Origin of the sequence: Chelatococcus sp. HY11, assembly GCF_018398335.1 — a bacterium.
In the GTDB taxonomy this organism is placed as follows: Bacteria; Pseudomonadota; Alphaproteobacteria; order Rhizobiales; family Beijerinckiaceae; genus Chelatococcus.
This window is the reverse complement of record NZ_JAHBRX010000001.1, coordinates 2013549-2030311: the sequence shown is the minus strand read 5'-3', so window position 1 is coordinate 2030311 and position 16763 is coordinate 2013549. Positions and strand designations below refer to the sequence as shown.

At 63.1% G+C, this 16763-nt stretch carries 16 protein-coding genes; 10 read left to right on the top strand and 6 right to left on the bottom strand.

From position 1 onward, the window contains the following. Positions 1-16: 16 nt before the first annotated feature. Positions 17-541: a BA14K family protein gene (locus tag KIO74_RS09355; RefSeq protein WP_213331747.1), complete on the bottom strand. Its 525-nt coding sequence runs from the start codon at positions 539-541 to the stop codon at positions 17-19. 358 nt (positions 542-899) lie between these two features. Here KIO74_RS09355 and KIO74_RS09350 point away from each other — a divergent pair, with 358 nt between their 5' ends. The 3 genes from KIO74_RS09350 to ribB all read left to right on the top strand — a co-directional run bounded on the left by KIO74_RS09350 (position 900) and on the right by ribB (position 3863). Further along, positions 900-1286 (top strand): hypothetical protein, encoded by a 387-nt coding sequence (locus KIO74_RS09350; protein ID WP_213331746.1) that lies wholly within the window; start codon positions 900-902, stop codon positions 1284-1286. Between the two features lie 73 nt (positions 1287-1359). Further along, a complete protein-coding gene (aroC, locus tag KIO74_RS09345) occupies positions 1360-2481 on the top strand; it encodes a chorismate synthase (RefSeq protein WP_213331745.1) in 1122 nt (373 codons plus the stop codon). Between the two features lie 80 nt (positions 2482-2561). Beyond that, complete coding sequence (gene ribB, locus KIO74_RS09340; protein ID WP_213331744.1) at positions 2562-3863, top strand: 3,4-dihydroxy-2-butanone-4-phosphate synthase; 1302 nt, start codon at positions 2562-2564, stop codon at positions 3861-3863. 45 nt (positions 3864-3908) lie between these two features. On the opposite strand, the gene KIO74_RS09335 is transcribed toward ribB, so the two are convergent. Next, a complete protein-coding gene (locus KIO74_RS09335; protein ID WP_213331743.1) occupies positions 3909-4838 on the bottom strand; it encodes a histone deacetylase family protein in 930 nt (309 codons plus the stop codon). Positions 4839-5190: 352 nt separating this feature from the next. Here KIO74_RS09335 and KIO74_RS09330 point away from each other — a divergent pair, with 352 nt between their 5' ends. Continuing rightward, positions 5191-5781: a L,D-transpeptidase gene (locus KIO74_RS09330; protein ID WP_213331742.1), complete on the top strand. Its 591-nt coding sequence runs from the start codon at positions 5191-5193 to the stop codon at positions 5779-5781. Positions 5782-5882: 101 nt separating this feature from the next. Here the strand turns inward: KIO74_RS09330 and KIO74_RS09325 are convergent, their stop codons facing one another. Then, entirely contained in the window at positions 5883-6083 is a 201-nt protein-coding gene (locus KIO74_RS09325) for a hypothetical protein (RefSeq protein ID WP_213331741.1), read from the bottom strand. A 473-nt stretch (positions 6084-6556) separates the two neighbouring features. Here KIO74_RS09325 and KIO74_RS09320 point away from each other — a divergent pair, with 473 nt between their 5' ends. After that, on the top strand, positions 6557-7357 hold the full coding sequence (locus tag KIO74_RS09320) for a DUF1499 domain-containing protein (RefSeq protein WP_213331740.1): 801 nt from the start codon (positions 6557-6559) through the stop codon (positions 7355-7357). A 40-nt stretch (positions 7358-7397) separates the two neighbouring features. Here the strand turns inward: KIO74_RS09320 and KIO74_RS09315 are convergent, their stop codons facing one another. Then, positions 7398-8312 (bottom strand): MBL fold metallo-hydrolase, encoded by a 915-nt coding sequence (locus KIO74_RS09315; protein WP_213331739.1) that lies wholly within the window; start codon positions 8310-8312, stop codon positions 7398-7400. Between the two features lie 528 nt (positions 8313-8840). Here KIO74_RS09315 and KIO74_RS09310 point away from each other — a divergent pair. Then, on the top strand, positions 8841-9566 hold the full coding sequence (locus KIO74_RS09310; protein WP_213331738.1) for a hypothetical protein: 726 nt from the start codon (positions 8841-8843) through the stop codon (positions 9564-9566). A 132-nt stretch (positions 9567-9698) separates the two neighbouring features. Here KIO74_RS09310 and KIO74_RS09305 read toward each other — a convergent pair whose 3' ends face one another. Continuing rightward, positions 9699-9956 (bottom strand): hypothetical protein, encoded by a 258-nt coding sequence (locus KIO74_RS09305; protein ID WP_213331737.1) that lies wholly within the window; start codon positions 9954-9956, stop codon positions 9699-9701. Between the two features lie 209 nt (positions 9957-10165). Between KIO74_RS09305 and KIO74_RS09300 the strand changes: the two genes are divergently transcribed. Next, the gene (locus KIO74_RS09300) at positions 10166-11104 is read left to right on the top strand and encodes a helix-turn-helix domain-containing protein (RefSeq protein ID WP_213331736.1); all 939 of its coding nucleotides are present in this window, start codon (positions 10166-10168) and stop codon (positions 11102-11104) included. An 89-nt stretch (positions 11105-11193) separates the two neighbouring features. On the opposite strand, the gene dmeF is transcribed toward KIO74_RS09300, so the two are convergent. Next, complete coding sequence (dmeF, locus tag KIO74_RS09295; protein ID WP_213331735.1) at positions 11194-12213, bottom strand: CDF family Co(II)/Ni(II) efflux transporter DmeF; 1020 nt, start codon at positions 12211-12213, stop codon at positions 11194-11196. A 425-nt stretch (positions 12214-12638) separates the two neighbouring features. On the opposite strand from dmeF, the gene KIO74_RS09290 reads away from it, so the two are divergent. The 3 genes from KIO74_RS09290 to KIO74_RS09280 are packed head-to-tail and all read left to right on the top strand — an operon-like array spanning position 12639 to position 16734. Then, positions 12639-13253, top strand: coding sequence for a GbsR/MarR family transcriptional regulator (locus tag KIO74_RS09290; RefSeq protein ID WP_213331734.1), 615 nt, complete (start codon positions 12639-12641; stop codon positions 13251-13253). Further along, positions 13250-15046, top strand: coding sequence for a thiol reductant ABC exporter subunit CydD (cydD, locus tag KIO74_RS09285; protein WP_213331733.1), 1797 nt, complete (start codon positions 13250-13252; stop codon positions 15044-15046). Before KIO74_RS09290 ends, cydD begins: the two co-directional genes overlap by 4 nt. Next, positions 15043-16734 carry an amino acid ABC transporter ATP-binding/permease protein gene (locus KIO74_RS09280; protein ID WP_213331732.1) on the top strand — a complete coding sequence of 564 codons (1692 nt, stop codon included), beginning with the start codon at positions 15043-15045 and terminating at the stop codon, positions 16732-16734. Before cydD ends, KIO74_RS09280 begins: the two co-directional genes overlap by 4 nt. Positions 16735-16763: the final 29 nt, after the last annotated feature.

Genomic DNA, 16763 nt, shown 5'->3' with positions numbered 1-16763 from the left:
CGTCTGCCGGCGGATATCACTGGCAGACGTGACGTCTGCCGTCGTAGCCGAGATAGGTTCCACTCGCCGGGTCGAAGGACCTGTATTTGGACGAGCAATAGGCGATCCAGTTCGTGTCGCCCTGTACAACCGGGGCGGCCTGCTGTGAGGCGATCGCGCCGCCGATGAGCGCGCCCGCCGCAAGTCCCGCGGCACCGGCGGCCGCTGCCGCGCCCGGGTTGTAGCCAGGGCCGTAGTAATAGCCGGGCGCGGGATAAGGACGGCCGTAGTAGCGGGGCGGGGGACCATAGCGGCGCCCGTAATACCGTCCCGGCGGCGGCGGTCGGTAGCGCACGCCCGGACCACCATAACGTGGCCCGCCCGGACGCGGCCCGACATGGGGACCCCTTGGCCCTCTTGGCCCGCCATGGCCACGCCACTGGACTTCCGTGAGCGATGGATCCGGCGGCGCCTGGACTGGCTTGATGAACTGCGCCCGCGCCGGGGTGGCGCTCGCGGCGGTCAGGGCTGTCAAGGCGCCTGCGCCGATTAAGGCGCTCATACCGATAGCCGCGATACTTCGCGCCAATCCTATCCGCATGTTCGTTTCCTCCTCGCGGCTTGCCAAGCTCCAGGTCCGAATGTGAAACCTTGATCTTGACATGAGTGGGTATCAGGCGGCCGATCTTCAACGAGTCTGGCCGTAATGGACGTATAGATTGTATCGCGCAGTGGGCGCCGATTGTTCCGGCCCAGCCGATATCCTCTCCCATGTGTCATGCGTCCGACGCACATGCGATCTGCGGCAACACGCTTGCGATGGCCGCAAGCCGCGCTTAAGTCAACGCCAGTTGATATCGGCCGCGACGTCCGCTCGCCCGAGAGTATTTGTATTGGGGGAATAAGTGAAAAATTGGAAGATGACGCCGTTGCTGGTCGCAGCAGCGATGGCTCCGCTCGTGGCCGTGGCCGCCGAACAGCGTGGCTCCGTTCCGGCGGGAAAGACGACCACCGTGGACGCGGTTTTTGTGTTTTACGAGCAGGTTTGTCTGGGCGGCGCCGTGCCTGAGGCGCGTCTGACCAAGGCACCGGCACACGGCAAGGTCACATTCGCGGTGGGCAACCGTGGGTTCAGGGATCCGAAGCACCCTTGTTATGGCAAGTCCTACCCGGGCCTCGTCGTGCAGTATACGCCAGACAAGGGATACCGTGGTGAGGATAGCTTTTCTTATCGCTACACCTATGATTCCGATGATGGCGGTGGCAAGAGCGGCGGCGGCCAAGATTTCGTCCTCACCGTGAAATAGGGGCACGAGGCTTCACGCCGATTTGACCCGCTGGCCTCTGCTTCGCTATGAAGCGCGGGATCGAGAGGGCTTCATGTCTCACAACAGCTTTGGCCACCTGTTTCGCGTCACGACATTCGGCGAGAGCCATGGACCGGCTATCGGCTGCGTGGTGGACGGTTGCCCGCCCCGCATCCCCCTGACCGAAGCGGATATTCAGGCGCAGCTCGATCGCCGCCGCCCGGGGCAGTCCCGCTTCACGACGCAGCGGCGTGAGCCGGATACGGTCAAGATCCTTTCCGGGGTCTTCGCCGACGAGGTGACTGGCGAGCAGGTGACGACAGGAACCTCGATCGGCCTTCTCATCGAAAACGTCGACCAGCGTTCCAAGGACTACGGCGAGATCAAGGATCGCTACCGGCCGGGCCACGCCGATTTCACCTATGACATCAAATATGGCATCCGCGATTATCGCGGCGGCGGGCGCTCCTCGGCGCGCGAGACCGCGATGCGGGTCGCGGCGGGCGCCATCGCGCGACGGGTCGTGCCCGGGCTTACCGTGCGCGGCGCGCTTGTGCAGGTTGGCCCGCACACGATCGATCGGAGCCGTTGGGATTGGGACGAGATCGACCGTAATCCCTTCTTTTGCCCCGATGCCGAGGCGGCCGCGCGTTTCGCCGATTTCCTCGATGATGTGCGCAAGCGCGGCTCGTCCGTCGGGGCCGTCGTCGAGGTCGTGGCGGAAAGTGTGCCGCCGGGGCTCGGCGCGCCGATCTATGGCAAGCTCGACAGCGATCTCGCCGCCGCACTGATGAGCATCAATGCCGTCAAAGGGGTCGAGATCGGTGAGGGCTTCGCCGCCGCGGCGCTGTCGGGCGAGGAGAACGCCGACGAAATGCGCCCTGGCAATGACGGGCCGACGTTTTTGTCCAACCATGCCGGTGGGATTCTCGGTGGCATTTCGACCGGCCAGCCCGTGGTCGCGCGTTTCGCGGTCAAGCCGACATCCTCGATCCTCAACGAGCGCCAGTCCGTCGATCGCTTCGGGCGGGAGGTTGATGTCATGACCAAGGGGCGGCACGATCCTTGTGTCGGCATCCGCGCCGTGCCAGTCGGCGAGGCGATGGTCGCCTGCGTATTGGCTGACCATTTTCTACGGCATCGCGGCCAGGTTGGGGCCGCGCCAGCATGGCCACAAGCGCCTCAGGGCATTTAGTGATACTTAACGACCCGCCGAATGACACGGCGTGCAATTTTATTTGCATTAAATGTTAGCCGGCGTTAGCGTCGGTTGCGATGAAATTGGTCGATTGGATCTCACTCAACGGGGTGAGCCGGGCGGAGTTTGCGCGCCGCATCGGCGTCACTCCCGCTGCGGTGACTCAGCTTTGCAACAATGAGGCGGCCTGGCTCAGCCGCGAAACCGCGCGTTTGATCTTTCGCGAGACGCGGGGAGCTGTAACACCCAACGATTTTCTAGCCGATGCTCGAGAGAGCGAGGAGGCGCGCTTGCGTAATAGCGTTTTGGAAGCGATCGAAGCTTTTGGTCGTGGCGCGATGGTTGTCGTGACGGATGATGACGATCGTGAAAATGAAGGCGATCTGTTCGTCGCGGCGAGCTTGTGCACCCCGGAGCAGATGGCATTTATTGTCCGGCATACCTCCGGCATTGTTTGCGCCCCTCTCGCGCAGGCCGAGGCACGGCGGCTGCGGCTCGATCCGATGGTGACCTTCAACGACGCGCCGCTCGGCACGGCCTTCACGGTCTCCGTCGATGTGCGCGACGGCCTGACGACGGGCATCTCCGCCGAGGAGCGCACCAACACGGTGCGGGCGATCGCCAATCACAACAAGGCGCCGGACGACTTCGTGCGGCCTGGCCATGTCTTTCCGCTGATCGCGCGCGAAGGTGGCGTGCTCATGCGTTCCGGCCATACCGAGGCCTGCGTCGACATGTGCAAACTCGCGGGTTTGCCGCCGGTTGGCGTGCTCGCCGAACTGGTCAATGACGACGGCACCGTGATGCGCGGCCAGCAGGTCGCGGCCTTTGCCGAGAAGCATGATCTCCTGCGCATTTCAGTGGCTGATCTCATTGCCTATCGCCGCATGCGCGAAAAACTCGTCGACCGGGTTGCCACATTCCCCGTGCACACGGATATCGGCGAGCTCACGGGCTATGCCTATATGACGTCGATGGACCCGGTGCAGCATTACGCCTTCGTTTACGGCGACATCAGCGACGGCCGGGAGGTTCCGACCCGTCTGCACCGTTGTGACATTCTCTCCGACGTTCTCGGAGGCGCACGGGTGATCAACGCGGCGCTCCAGCATTTCAAATCGGCTGGACGCGGCGTGCTCGTTTATCTCCGTGACGGCACCGCCGGGGTGCCAACCAGCCTCGCTGGCGACGCGGCTGGCCGGGCAAGCTCCGAAGAGCAGCGCCTGCAGCAATGGCGTGAGATCGGCCTTGGTGCTCAAATCCTGAAGGACCTCGGTGTGTCCTCTATCCGCAATCTCGCCTCGGGTCCGCGCACCTATATCGGCATTGCCGGTTTTGGAATCGAGATCGTATCGACTGAACCGGTCGACGTGGCTTGAGCTAGCTGCCTTCAGCCGCTCCGGGGGCCGCCACGGCGGTCCCCTTCAGGTGGCTTCCATCAGGGTCGCGACATGCGACGCGGCCGAGCAGGCAAGCCCCTCGAGATCATACCCACCCTCAAGGACAGAAACCACGCGTCCATCGCACAGTCGCGCGGCAAGGGTCATGATCTCTCGCGTTGCCCAGGCAAAATCATCCTCGTTGAAATTGAGGCTCGCCAAGGGGTCGCGCCAATGGGCGTCGAAGCCGGCGGACAGGATGATCAGATCCGGCTTGAAGTCCGATATCCGCGGAAGGATCACGACGTCGCATGCTTCCCGGAAAGCCGCCCCGTCGTCGCCGGCCGCAAGCGGCACATTGACGATCGTGTCGTGTTCGCCCCGTTCCGAACGGGCGCCGGTTCCAGGGTAGAGCGGCATTTCATGGGTCGAGCAATACAGCACGTTGGCGTTGCTCCAGAAGATGTCCTGCGTGCCGTTGCCGTGATGGACGTCCCAATCGAAGATGCACACGCGATCAAGGCCGTAGATGTCCCGCGCATGGCAAGCCGCGATCGCTGCATTGTTGAACAGGCAGAAGCCCATCGCCTTCTCGCGCTCGGCGTGGTGCCCCGGAGGCCGCACGCCGCAGAAGGCGTTGCGCGTCCGCCCCTGCAGGACTTCATCCACCGCCAGTAAGACGCTACCTGCCGCGCGAAGAGCGGCCTCATAGCTGCCTGGCGAAAGCGTCGTGTCTGAATCGATCTGGACCAGGCCCTCCTGGGGCGTCCGCCGAGCGATCGCCTCGACATAGGCCTGAGAATGGGCGCGTGCGACAGCGTCCTCGCTGGCACGTGGAGCGCTGGCACGCTGCAGGCTTGCGAACGGCGCCGTCGACAGGGCCGCCTCCAACGCCCTCAGGCGATCCGGCCGTTCTGGATGCCCAGCCGTTACCCGGTGTTCGAGACAGGCTGGATGGGTGATATACAGCGTCACACCTTCACCTCCGCGACCAGCGCTTCACAGCTTAATGGCGCATCGAACTGAGCAGAAAACACACGCCGTCGATAGCGGAACCTGGGCAACTGGCCGCTGCCGTTGGCCTTTTCCAGAACAAACGGGTTACTTTACGATCGTTTGCCCGGATGCTTCCATGGCTCCGACGAGGAGACGAACGGGGATGTGTCCTTAATTCGCCTTTGTCAGAATTTCGATATGCCCGTCACGCAGGCCACCCGCGTGCCGGTGGCGATTGTTTCGTTAACCATAACAGTAATACATGCCTGATAAACATAGTTGACGATTCGCGAATCGGTTGTTTCGCCACCCTTATGGAGCCGCCGCCAACATGCGCCTCAAGACGTCCCTCGCTGTTCTCCTGTCAGCGTCTGTCCTCGCCGGCTGCAATTTCAAGACGGTTCCGGATCCGGCGGTATCGAGCCGCGATACGGAATGGATGGCGCAGATGCCAAAAGCGCCAGTCGATCCGCTCTTCGCTCGCTATGAAATCGATGACCCGACGGGAGAGAAGCCCGGCACCATCGTCGTCAAGCAGAAGGAGCGTCAGCTCTATTACGTGCTGCCGAACAAGCGCGCGATGCGCTATGGCGTGGCGGTCGGCGACGAGGCCTACGGGTGGACCGGCAACGCGACCGTGCAGCGCAAGGCGGAATGGCCCAATTGGAACCCGCCTGCCGAGATGAAGGAGCGCTGGCCGCATGTGCGCGCAACCGCTGGTGGTCCGAACAACCCGCTTGGTGCGCGCGCGCTTTATCTCTACGACGACAAGGGCCGCGACACTCTCTATCGCATCCACGGCACGAACGAGCCCGACAAGATTGGCCAGGCCGTGTCCTCGGGCTGCATCCGCATGCGCAATCTCGACGTTATCGATCTCTACAACCGCGTCGAGCCGGGCTCCCGCGTTGTGGTGATGTAATCACGCCGATTGTGCCTGTCGCCGAACGATCGTTGCAACGCACTCAGGGGCGCCGCCCCGGCCGTTTGCCGCGCATCTGACACCGAGGGACGCTGCGTCGATCAGTTGGCGAAGCGCGAGCCGGTCTGTCCGTTCGAACGGGTGCGCTGCGCGTCGACGCTGCGCGGTGTCGTCCCCTTCGTGACGGTTGCCGCCGCCGCTACCGCCGGAATACCGATGGATCCGAACGTCGGAACGCGCTCGGCGTGGCGGGCTTGGTAGCCCTGCGCGGCAGGGCGGTTCTTTTCAGTATGGGTGGTCATTGTCCCAGTCTTTCATTCCAAACAGACGCTGATGGCGGCTCATCCGCCAATCACGTCGCAGTGATGATCGCCGATGATGCTGACGAGGGATTGGCAGAGTTTGGGCAATCCGGAGGCGAAAGCTTCGGATTTCTGATTTTTTGCGCCCTATCGATAATGAATGGTTTATGGAGCCGGTCGGTGGAAGATTCGCGCGGTGTTCCGATCGCGATGTCCTCAGGCATTACTTTTTCTTAACCTTGAGAGAGGCCCGGGCGCGCTCGGCTGTCGGTATCATCCTTTTCGACCATCCTGTTCACGCGCCATCCACGACTGTTGGTTAAAACCCTTGCTTGAATGATCTGCCATGGGGCTCGGCGGGCCTGGGTCTGAAGGCCTGCTTTCCGCGGATAGGCGTGGCTGCGGATCAGCCGCGATGCTTGATTGCCCGGTTTTGGGGGATCAAGGTTGGGCGGCGGATGTGGAGTAGAGGAATGCGACGCGTACCGTTGTACGAGCCGGTTTCACGGATGGCGTTGGCCAGTCGTTGGATCGGCCTGTTCGCAGTCGTTGTAATGGTGTTCGGGATAGGGCTCCTGCGCTTCGGCCATGTCGCGCTCACGGACGCCCTCGCGGTCATGATGGTGGCCCCCGCAATTGCCGTGCTGGCCGTCCTGTTCGCGTTGGTCGCCTTTCTCGTCATCTGGCGTGACGGAGCGCGGGGCCTTGGCGCGGCACTGGCGGGCATCGTGTTGGCACTCGTCGTGCTGGCTGGGCCAGGCTACGTCCTTGTGGAGGGGCTGCGCGAGCGCCGGCCGCAGGATGTTGCGACGGATGTGAGCCGGCCACCGTCCTTTTCCCTCTCGCGTGCTGCCTTGGCCGCCCGTGGCGGTGCCACGCCGTCGCTGGCCGCCGGCGTGGTGCGGCAAGCGTCCATACCGGGCAAGGGCCCCGTGGAGCCGCTTGAGCTCGACGTCTCGATGGCTCAGGCTGTCAATGCGGCCCTGAAGGTGGCCCGTGATCTGGGCTGGGACATCGTGGAGGTCAGCCCTGGCACAGGGCGTGTGGATATCGGCCGTATCGACGCCGTCAATTACACGCCATTCCTGAGGCTGCCCGTGGACATCACGATTCGCTTCCTCCCGCGCGCGCAGGGCGTGCGTGTCGACGTTCGTACCGTCGTGCGCCACAGCATCGCCGATTTTGCGCTCGCCGTCGGTGCTGAACGCATCGAGCAGTTCCTTGATGCCCTGTCTGACGCGGCGGAAGAAGGAGAGGGGGGCACCGCGAGCTGACCGTTCCGGGCTGGCAATGGCCTTGCAAGATCAGACGGTCCTAGGCATCGCCAGGCCGATACCGCGCCGTGAGCGTGGCCGGTCCGTCTGTCACGACGAGGCGGCGCGCCACGAGATCCTCGACATGGGCGAAGACGGAGAGGGCCGCTGCGGGCAGAAGGGCCGGATTGAGCCCATCGTAAAGTCGGGGCACGATATCAGCGATGGAGCTGTCGCCGGTCCTGATGCGGCCCAGGATTGCGGCCTCGCGCTGCAGACGGTGATGGATGAGCGCCCGAAGGAAACGCTGCGGCTCGCGCACTGGCCCGCCATGTCCGGGCCAATAGATGCCCTCGGAGCGCTCCTGCAAACGTACCAGCGATGCCTTGTAGTCTGTCATCGAGCCGTCCGGAGGGGCGACGATCGTTGTTGACCACGCCATGACGTGGTCGCCCGAAAAAAGCGCATTCCCTTCAGCAAAGGCGAAAGCGAGATGATTGGCTGTATGGCCAGGCGTCGCGACGGCGGTCAGATGCCACCCGGGACCGGAAATCTCATCGCCGTCCAGCATCTCCGCATCTGGCCGGAACGCACGGTCAGCGCCTGACTCACCGCGTGGCTCCTCACCCTCGGCCCAGGGCCTGGATGGCCGATGGGGGCCGCAGCCGACGACGGTCGCGCCCGTCGCTTCCTGTATCGCGGCGGCGGCCGGCGAGTGGTCGCGGTGGGTGTGCGTGATGACCACGTGAGTGACGGTCTCGTTGCGAACGGCGGCGAGAAGCGTCCTGACATGGCGCGCGTCGTCGGGGCCGGGATCTATGATGGCGACCCGGCCGTGCCCGATGATGTAGCTGCAGGTGCCCTTGCCTGTGAAAGGGCTAGGGTTCGGCGCGAGCACGCGCCGGATGCCAGGAGCGACCTCGATCGTGACGCCAGCCTCGACCTCAAAGCCCTGGTCAAACGGGATATCGCTCATGATTCCATGCCTTGGTTGCGAATGCCGCTGTCTTTCAGCGTGATCTCGACTGTCGCCTGCTCAAACGGTCGCCGACACAAGGTCTCGTTCCAAAACATCGACTTTATACGTCTTGGGCACCGGATGTCTCGCGCGCAAGATGCAGAACGCGGGTCGTGATGCCGCACGGGCAATCCCACATTGAGCGAAGCCGGCTCTTTCGGAACAGGTCGCCCAACCATCACACGGCGGAGATTCCGATTCTGCCACCGTGGCAAACGTCCAACACGGCACGAACCCGTCTCCCTCCAGGATCCGCACATGCCCGGTCCCGATCAACGGCGTTGATCGCCGATGGTGACCGAACTGTGGGCCTCTGGGGCGATCGCGAGCTGCTGGCGCATCCCGCAATGTCGATTGCGGATGATGCCACGCAATCCGCGTGGATGTGCGATCAACGTTAATCAACCTTAAGTTGCATGTGCGCCGCATGGATGGCTTGTCGCTTACGCCCTCGAAAGGCGCGGCTGATGGCGCAAGGATCGGATAATGCCCAAGATCATCAAATACACAGCCTATATTGCCCTTATCTTATGTACGGTCGGTGCCGTGATTATGGCGCAGGATGCGACCGCCATTGACGCTGTGCCGCAGCAGATGGCACAGGCACAGGCTCAGCCCGCCAAAAAGCCTGTCGTCAAGGCAAAGCCAGCGGCGCCCGCCAAGCCACTGGCTCCGCCCGTGGAGGAAAGCGAGCCTGAGGAGGAGGCAAGGGCCGACGCCCCCCGGCCCGTCGCCGAGGCGGCCGAGCCTCCTCAGGCGCAAGTTCCCCTCTATACCCAGCACGCCTTGCAGGCCGGGCTGCAGAACTGTGCGCCGATCGTCAACCACCTTGGAAACATGGCCGCTGATACGGATTATGCGGTCCAGTCGGTATGGAATCGTGACCGGCCAAACGCCCATATGTTCTGGCAGCTGATGGGACTGAACTATACGGGCCGGCCCGGGCTCAACAAGGCCAGCAGCATTCTCGTGGCCTCGCCGATCGGCGAGAGCCAATGCGAGGGCGTTCTGGTGCAGGTCATTCCCAGCCCACGAAGCTGTGAAGCGATCGAGACCAGCCTCGGCAAGGAAGGTGGACGCGCGCTCGATGGTCTCGTGGGCGTGCGCAACGTCATGACCGTGCGTGGCGAGCGGGTCATGCTGCTGCCATCGGCAAAGAGCTGTGTCATCGTCAGTGTGACCGGCGCCCAGTCGCAGGCGCGGTCACAGTGAGGATCGGCGCACGGCTTCGGCGCAACATGGCTTGTTGTCCGCGATGATGTGCAGGATAGCGCTTCGACGGCCGGGAACCAAGGGATGGCTCTGCGAGAGCAAAAACTCAGCAGGGTGTGTCAAGGAAAATATCTATATCATTGCGTGCATAAAAGTGTTCACCTCCTGCCTTGGTTGTGCAACTTTCGTCTGGCTGGAACGCGCATCTTTGGCACCGAGGTCCACCGGATGGTTGATGGACGCGCGAATTCGCAGCGCGATTTCAGGAAGCTGCGCGGCTCCAGCCGAACTATTTTCGCGGGCGGATTGCTGGACGAAAGGGTTGCCAATTTCAGTCTCTTGTTGACCGTATCTGGTATAATTGAGCAATTGATTTGAAATATATTTCATATTGTCGAGTAATGATATTTCAATAATACGACATAAATATCAGTATAAAATTAATTCATTGGTCATTTTGTAGCAAAAATAGCGATATTGGGGGTCAAATTGCGATGTCTGCAATTCTATGTGCAGCAATTGCATTGCTGTGAGTGCCATCCGTGTCCAGATTTTCTGCCCTCTCTCGCAATTAGCGAAGTGGCGTAGCAGGGCATGTCATGAAAAATCAGGAAATAACCAGCGAAGTGGGAAAAGTACTGGAAAGAGGCTACTCTGAGTACGATCGAACATTTCGTGAGGAATTCTGTAACGATATCCTGAGGTCGGCCTTTGAGATATATCAGGGGTCATCGTTCTCAGCACAGACGCAAGTTGCATTGTTTGATGATGCGCGTGTGATCAGCGCGACGCTGACACCGGGAACACTGACACGCAATGCCAAGCTTGTTTCATCAGAGACCACGGGCCTCGTTGCCATCAACGTGCTTCGTGGTCAGGCTAAGCTGACCAGCGATGGTCGCAGTATGACAGTTGACCCGCTGGGGGTCGCCGTCATTCACGCAGATGTGCCGTTTCAGCTCGAAATTCTTCCCGTAGGGGAGGATACGCAGATTTCGTGGATCGAGCTGTTCAGCGTCACCGATCTACGATCGCTCATACGCAACAAGTCGGTCATGGTCAGCTCAAATGCATTGAGTGACTATATTTCTTTCTTTGTCGATTTCTTTATAAAATATGCAAACGGCGATATATCGCGTTATCTCGATCTATCTATTCGCCAAAGTATCGTTGAAATGCTTCGCGCGTTCTTGCGCGATCAGGTGGCCCGAGAGGACGGTAGCAACAAGGCGCGCCTTGCAAACGAGATTATCGACTACATCAAGAACAATCTCGAGCTTCATGATCTCGGTGCGGCGAAGATATCGCGCAATTTCAATGTCTCACAGCGCAAACTCTACAAGATATTCGAGGACTCCGGCCTGTCTCTGAGGGACACAATCCTCCACTATCGACTTGAGGCTGCCCGGAAGGAGCTTGCGTCGACCGTCGAGAAAAAGATCATCAATATCGCCTTTGACAGCGGCTTTAATGATGTCTCGACCTTCTATCGCAACTTTAAGCGCAAATACGGGTATTCACCGCGACACACACCGTGAATACCGTTTCGACATCCCCGTCCGCATCGGCGGGGATGTCCTATCAGCCGTGTCGGCCAGGACACGGCGCAACTCTGCCCTCGCGCGCTTCAGACCGGTCGCGCCTGGGCATGGTCCGGACAGGCCTGTACCTCGATCGTGACATGGGACAGGCCAGGAATATGGCGCAACCGCTCCTTGTAAGCGGCCGGGGCCTCGGGCGCGTCGGATACGACCGTTGCGATAACGCCCGTATGGCCCGGGCCGAGCCTCCAGAGATGCAGGTCGGCGACGCGGTCGCCCTTGACTTCAAGGCCTGCGCGAACGCGCCCGCTCAGTGCCTTATTGGGCACGATGTCCAGGAGCACGGCACCCGCCGAGCGGATGAGGGTGACGGACCACCATAGAATGACCGCCGTGCCGACGAGGCCCATCGCCGGATCAAGCCAGGTCAGGCCATAGAGGCTGCCGCCGGTCAGCGCGATAATCGCGAGAACCGATGTCAGCGCGTCGGCCAGCACATGGACATAAGCGGCTCGGATATTGCTGTCATGTCCATGGTGGTTGTGCCCTGTGTGATCATGGCTCGCGTCATGGGCGTCGTGATCATGATCGTGGTTATGGCTGTGACCATGGTGATGGCCCTGACCGTGGTGATGGCCCTGGCCGCTTCCGCCGTCGTGCAGGAGCCAGGCGCTCGCCAGGTTGACCAGAAGGCCGACAATAGCGATGGGCAGTGCCTGCTGGAAATCGATCGTTACCGGCGAAACGAGCCGGAGCGCGCTCTCATAGCCGATCATGAGCGCGACCGATGCGAGGATCATGGCGCTGGCGAAAGCCGCTAATTCCCCGACCTTGCCGGTCCCGAACGAGAAGCGCGCATCATGGGCGTGGGTGCGCGCGAAGCGATAGGCGAGAGCGGCAATGGCGAGTGCCGCCGCATGTGTCGACATATGCCAGCCGTCAGCGACGAGCGCCATCGAGCCGAAAATCGTGCCGCCGACAATTTCCGCGACCATCATCGCGGCAGTCAGGCCGACGACGAGCCACGTGCGTCTTTCATTGCTTTCGTGTCGTTCGCCAAGAAACACGTGCTCGTGTTGCCACCTGCCGAGGGAGTGGCTGTGCATCGGGATATCCTTTCATAGCCGCCGGAAGGCGACGCGCGCCGCGCAGACGTGAGCCTGAACGGTATCTATCAAGCAATAGCCTCTCCATGGATAAAGCAAATGTTGAATTTGATGAGAATCAATACAAACTGACGCGGGCTCTCATAATATCCGCCCGCTCGAGCTAGGGGGCGGTTGTTGATGGCGGGTGCGCTCTTTCATTGGTGATGCGCTCCCAGTTGCGTGGAAGTTTCGGCTGAAACCCGCCATTCAGGTAGGACACCTAGCGTTTCCCGTATCCTGGAATGGGGCGGTTCGATCGGAGTGAGGACGTGGGATCGTGTGGGAGCGGCGCGGGTCTTGAGGAAAGGACTTGCCGGCGAGACGGCGGGCAGATATGTAAATTTCAGAAATTTCTGAAATTACCGTCTATACGGGAATGAGTGATGAACCTGCCCCCCCTCGTGCAAGCCTTTGTTCTCCATTTCGGCGAGATGGGCTCGCGTTGGGGCATCAACCGGACCGTGGGCCAGGTTTATGCGCTGCTCTACGTGTCACCGCAGCCTCTCTGTGCCGATGAGATCGTGGACGCGCTCGGTATCTCACGCTCTAATGTGTCGATGAGCCTGCGGGAGTTGCAGGCCTGGAAGCTCGTTCTGCTCAAGCATGTTCCAAACGATCGGCGCGATTTCTTCACCACGCCTGATGATGTCTGGCAGATTCTGCGCACCCTGGCGGAAGAGCGCAAGAAGCGCGAGGTCGATCCAACGCTGTCCGTGCTGCGCGAGATCCTCATGCAGCAACCCGCCAGCGAGGCCGAACGCCACGCCCAGGCCAGGATGGCCGAGATGCACGGGCTCATCGAGCAACTCACCAATTGGTATGACGACGTGAAGCAGTTGGAGACGGCGCGCCTGGCGACACTGCTGACCCTCGGTTCCAAAGTCACGAAGTTGCTCGAGGCAAAGGACAGGATCGTCTCGCTAGGGCGGACGAAGCGCTCGCGTGACGGGGACGTGCCAAGGGGTGCGCCAAGGGGTGAGCCAGGGGGGACGCCATGACGGACCTTGCCTGTCCTCGCAGCGGCAATGGTGGCGGCAAGCAGGGCACGCGCGTCGTGTCCTCTCACTCCGGGAAGTCCGCGAAGACGGCTCCCGCCTCGCATGTCCAGAAGCCCCATGAGCGGGCCGTGCAACGTCCAGGCGTCCGCGCCTCGGCGCGGACAACCGGTTATGTGCAGACCCTGTCCGCGTTGCTGTGGCTGCCGCAGGCTGGCCTCATCGCATGGAGTGTCGGCGGCATCGCCGCCGGCGCGGGCTTCAGCAATGCGTTCGGCCCCGCGGCAATCGTGCTCGGCATCGGTTGCCTGCGGGCGGCCCTTGATGGATGGGCGGGGAGGCTGGCCTTTCGCGGCGCGCGCGCTGAGCTCAGCTTGCTGCGGCGCGAGGCAGCCATGGCGCTGGCCGGGCGTTCCCCGCTGGACAGGGGGCGGCCGGCGTCCGGTCTCGCGGCCAGCGCGCTTGCCGAGCAAGCGGAGGCGATCGTGCCGTTTGTCACGCGCTTCCAACCGGCACGGTTCAAGGCAACCGTTGTGCCGCTTGTCATCCTGCTCGTGGTGCTCGCCTTTTCCTGGGTGGCCGCACTGACACTGCTCATCGCCGGCCCGATCATCCCCGTTTTCATGGCCTTGATCGGCTGGCGTGCCAAGGCGGCGAGCGAGGCGCAGATGGTTGAGATCGGCGGCATGAACGCCTTTCTGCTCGACAGGTTGAGGGGGCTGACGACCATCCGCGCCCTTGGCGCTGTGGATATGACCGCCGCGCGGCTGCGGGCCCATGCTGAGGATCTGCGCAAGCGTACCATGGCTGTCCTGCGCGTCGCCTTTCTATCGTCGGCGGTGCTGGAGCTGTTCGCGGCGCTTGGCGTTGCGATGGTGGCTGTCTATGTGGGGTTTCACCTTTTGGGGCAGCTCAATTTCGGCGCCTGGAGCGGCCAGCTGACCCTCGCCGAGGGCTTGTTTGTCCTTCTTATCGCACCGGCCTTTTTCGAGCCGCTGCGCGACCTGTCGGCTGTCTGGCATGACAGGGCATCGGGTGAGGCAGCGCTCGCGGCGCTTGAGAACCTCAGGGCGACCGGCGTCGCCCTTCCCGGAGCGAATGCGCCGGCGGCCCACGCAACGCGTGCCGGCCACGGCGGGCCGTCGGTGGTTATCGAAAAGGTCGCCTTCGGGCATGCCGGTGCTGGACGGCAGGTGATCGCCGATGCCGCATTCGCGATCGCGCCGGGCGAGCGGGTGGCGCTCACGGGCCGCAGCGGTACGGGCAAATCGACCCTACTTGCTCTGATGGCCGGGCTCGTCGCGCCGGATGACGGCAGGATCGTCATCGATGGCCGCGCGCTCGATGCGGATTCCGCACCGGATCTCAGGGCGCGCATGGCCTGGATCGGCCAAAGGCCGCATATCTTCGCCGGCAGCCTCACCGCGAATATCACCCTCGGACGCGTCGGTCTGACGGAAGCCCGGCTCAATGAGGCGCTCGATGTTGCGGCGCTCCGTGATGTAGCGACTGCCCACGGCTCGCTTCCCCTGGGCGAGGGGGGGATTGGGCTCTCGGGTGGCGAGGCGCTGCGGCTCGCGCTGGCACGGGCAGCCATCGACCCCAACATCGATCTCATCCTGGTGGACGAGCCGACCGCCCATCTTGATGCTGAGACCGCCGCGATGGTCACCGAAGGGCTGTTGGCTCTCGCATGGGGCCGCACGCTGATCGTCGCGACCCACGATCCGGGGCTGATGGCGCGCATGGATCGCTGCATCGACGTCGAGGCGCAGGTTCTGGAGGTGCTGGCATGAGTGCGATCCTGCGAGATCTCAAGCCGGTCATCAGGCTTTTCATCACTGAGCGTCGGCGCATGCTGTTCGTCGGCGCCGGCCTTGCCGCCGTTACCGTTCTCGCCGGTGTCGCGCTACTCGGGCTGTCGGGATGGTTCATCACGGCGACCGCGCTGGCGGGGTTGACCGCGACGACCGCCATGGCCTTCGATGTCTTCGCGCCGGCGGCCGGCATCCGTTTCCTCGCCTTGCTGCGCACTGGCGCGCGTTATGGCGAGCGGCTCACCACTCATGACGCAACCTTGTCGGTTCTGGCCGCCCTGCGCGAGCGTCTGTTCCGGGGTTGGGCCGGGCCGCGCGCGGCGCGGGCGCTGGCGCTGCGTCCGGCCAAGCTCCTCTTCCGGTTGACGGCGGACATCGATGCGCTTGACGGCCTTTACTTGCGGGTGCTCGTACCTGTTGGCGCAATGGTCGCGGCCGCCATCGGCACGGCGGTAGCGACCGGCTTCATCGCGCCCTGGCTCGGCGTCTCTGTCGGTGTCTGGTTGCTCGCCGCGGGGCTCGGCATTCCTCTCGTCGCCGCGCGCATGGCCTATCGCCCGGCCCGCCGGCGCGCTCAGGCGGTCGAGATGCTGCGAGCGGGTGCCATTGATCTCGTCGCGGGCCAGACCGAGCTCGTCATGGTCGGTCGTCTCAACGCGCAGCGCGATCACCTCGCGGCGATCGACAGTCGCCTCACAGCAGCCGACGACAGGTTGAACCGCATTGAGGCGGGGGTAACTGTCGGCTACGGCTTGGCCTCCGCGCTGGCTTTGGCGGGCATGCTGCTCGCTGTGGCGGCGCTCGCCGAGGCAGGTACGATTGGCGCGCCGGTCGCGGCACTCGGCATCCTCATCGTGCTTGCCGCCGTCGAGCCCTTCGGCGCGCTGCGGCGTGGCGCTCTTGAATTCGGGCGCACGCTGCTCGCCGCGCGGCGCCTCGCACCACGGCTCCTGCGCCAGGCGGCCCCAGTGGAACCGGCCGCCGCGCGGCAGGGGCTTGCCGTCCAACTGATCGGCGTTGACGCCCGTCATGAAGGCGCGGCGCGCGCGACCTTGCGGGACATTGACCTCATTGTCGCACGTGGCGAGCGCGTGGCCATCGTCGGCGCGAGCGGCGCTGGCAAGTCGACGCTCCTCGCGCTCCTGTCGGGCGAACTCCTGCCCGAACGGGGCGAGGCGGTCGCCGTGCCGACGACCCTGATGACGCAAAGGACCGAACTTTTTCAGGACAGTCTGCGCGATAATCTGCGCCTCGCCGCGCCCGCCGCGCCAGACGGCGAGCTCATGCGGGTGCTCGACGCCGCGGGGCTCGGTGTCGACGTTGCCGCGCTCCCGCAGGGGCTGGACACGCCATTGGGGGAGGGAGGGCTTGGCCTTTCCGGCGGCCAGTCACGCCGGTTGGCGCTGGCGCGCCTCTTCCTGCGCGATACGCCCCTCTGGTTGCTCGATGAGCCGACCGAAGGGCTCGACGGGGCGACGGCGCGCGATGTGCTGATCCGGCTAGGCCGGGAAGCCGGAGAGCGCGCGCTCGTCATCGCAACACACATCAGGCGCGAGGCGGAAGTCGCCGACCGCGTGATTGTCATGGAACAGGGGCAGATTGTCGCCGTGATGCATCGCGGTGAGCCGGACTTCGACGCCGTGCTCGCCGCCCTGCGGCCGGATTGAGATTTGCCTCTATGGAACGGCCGCCGGTG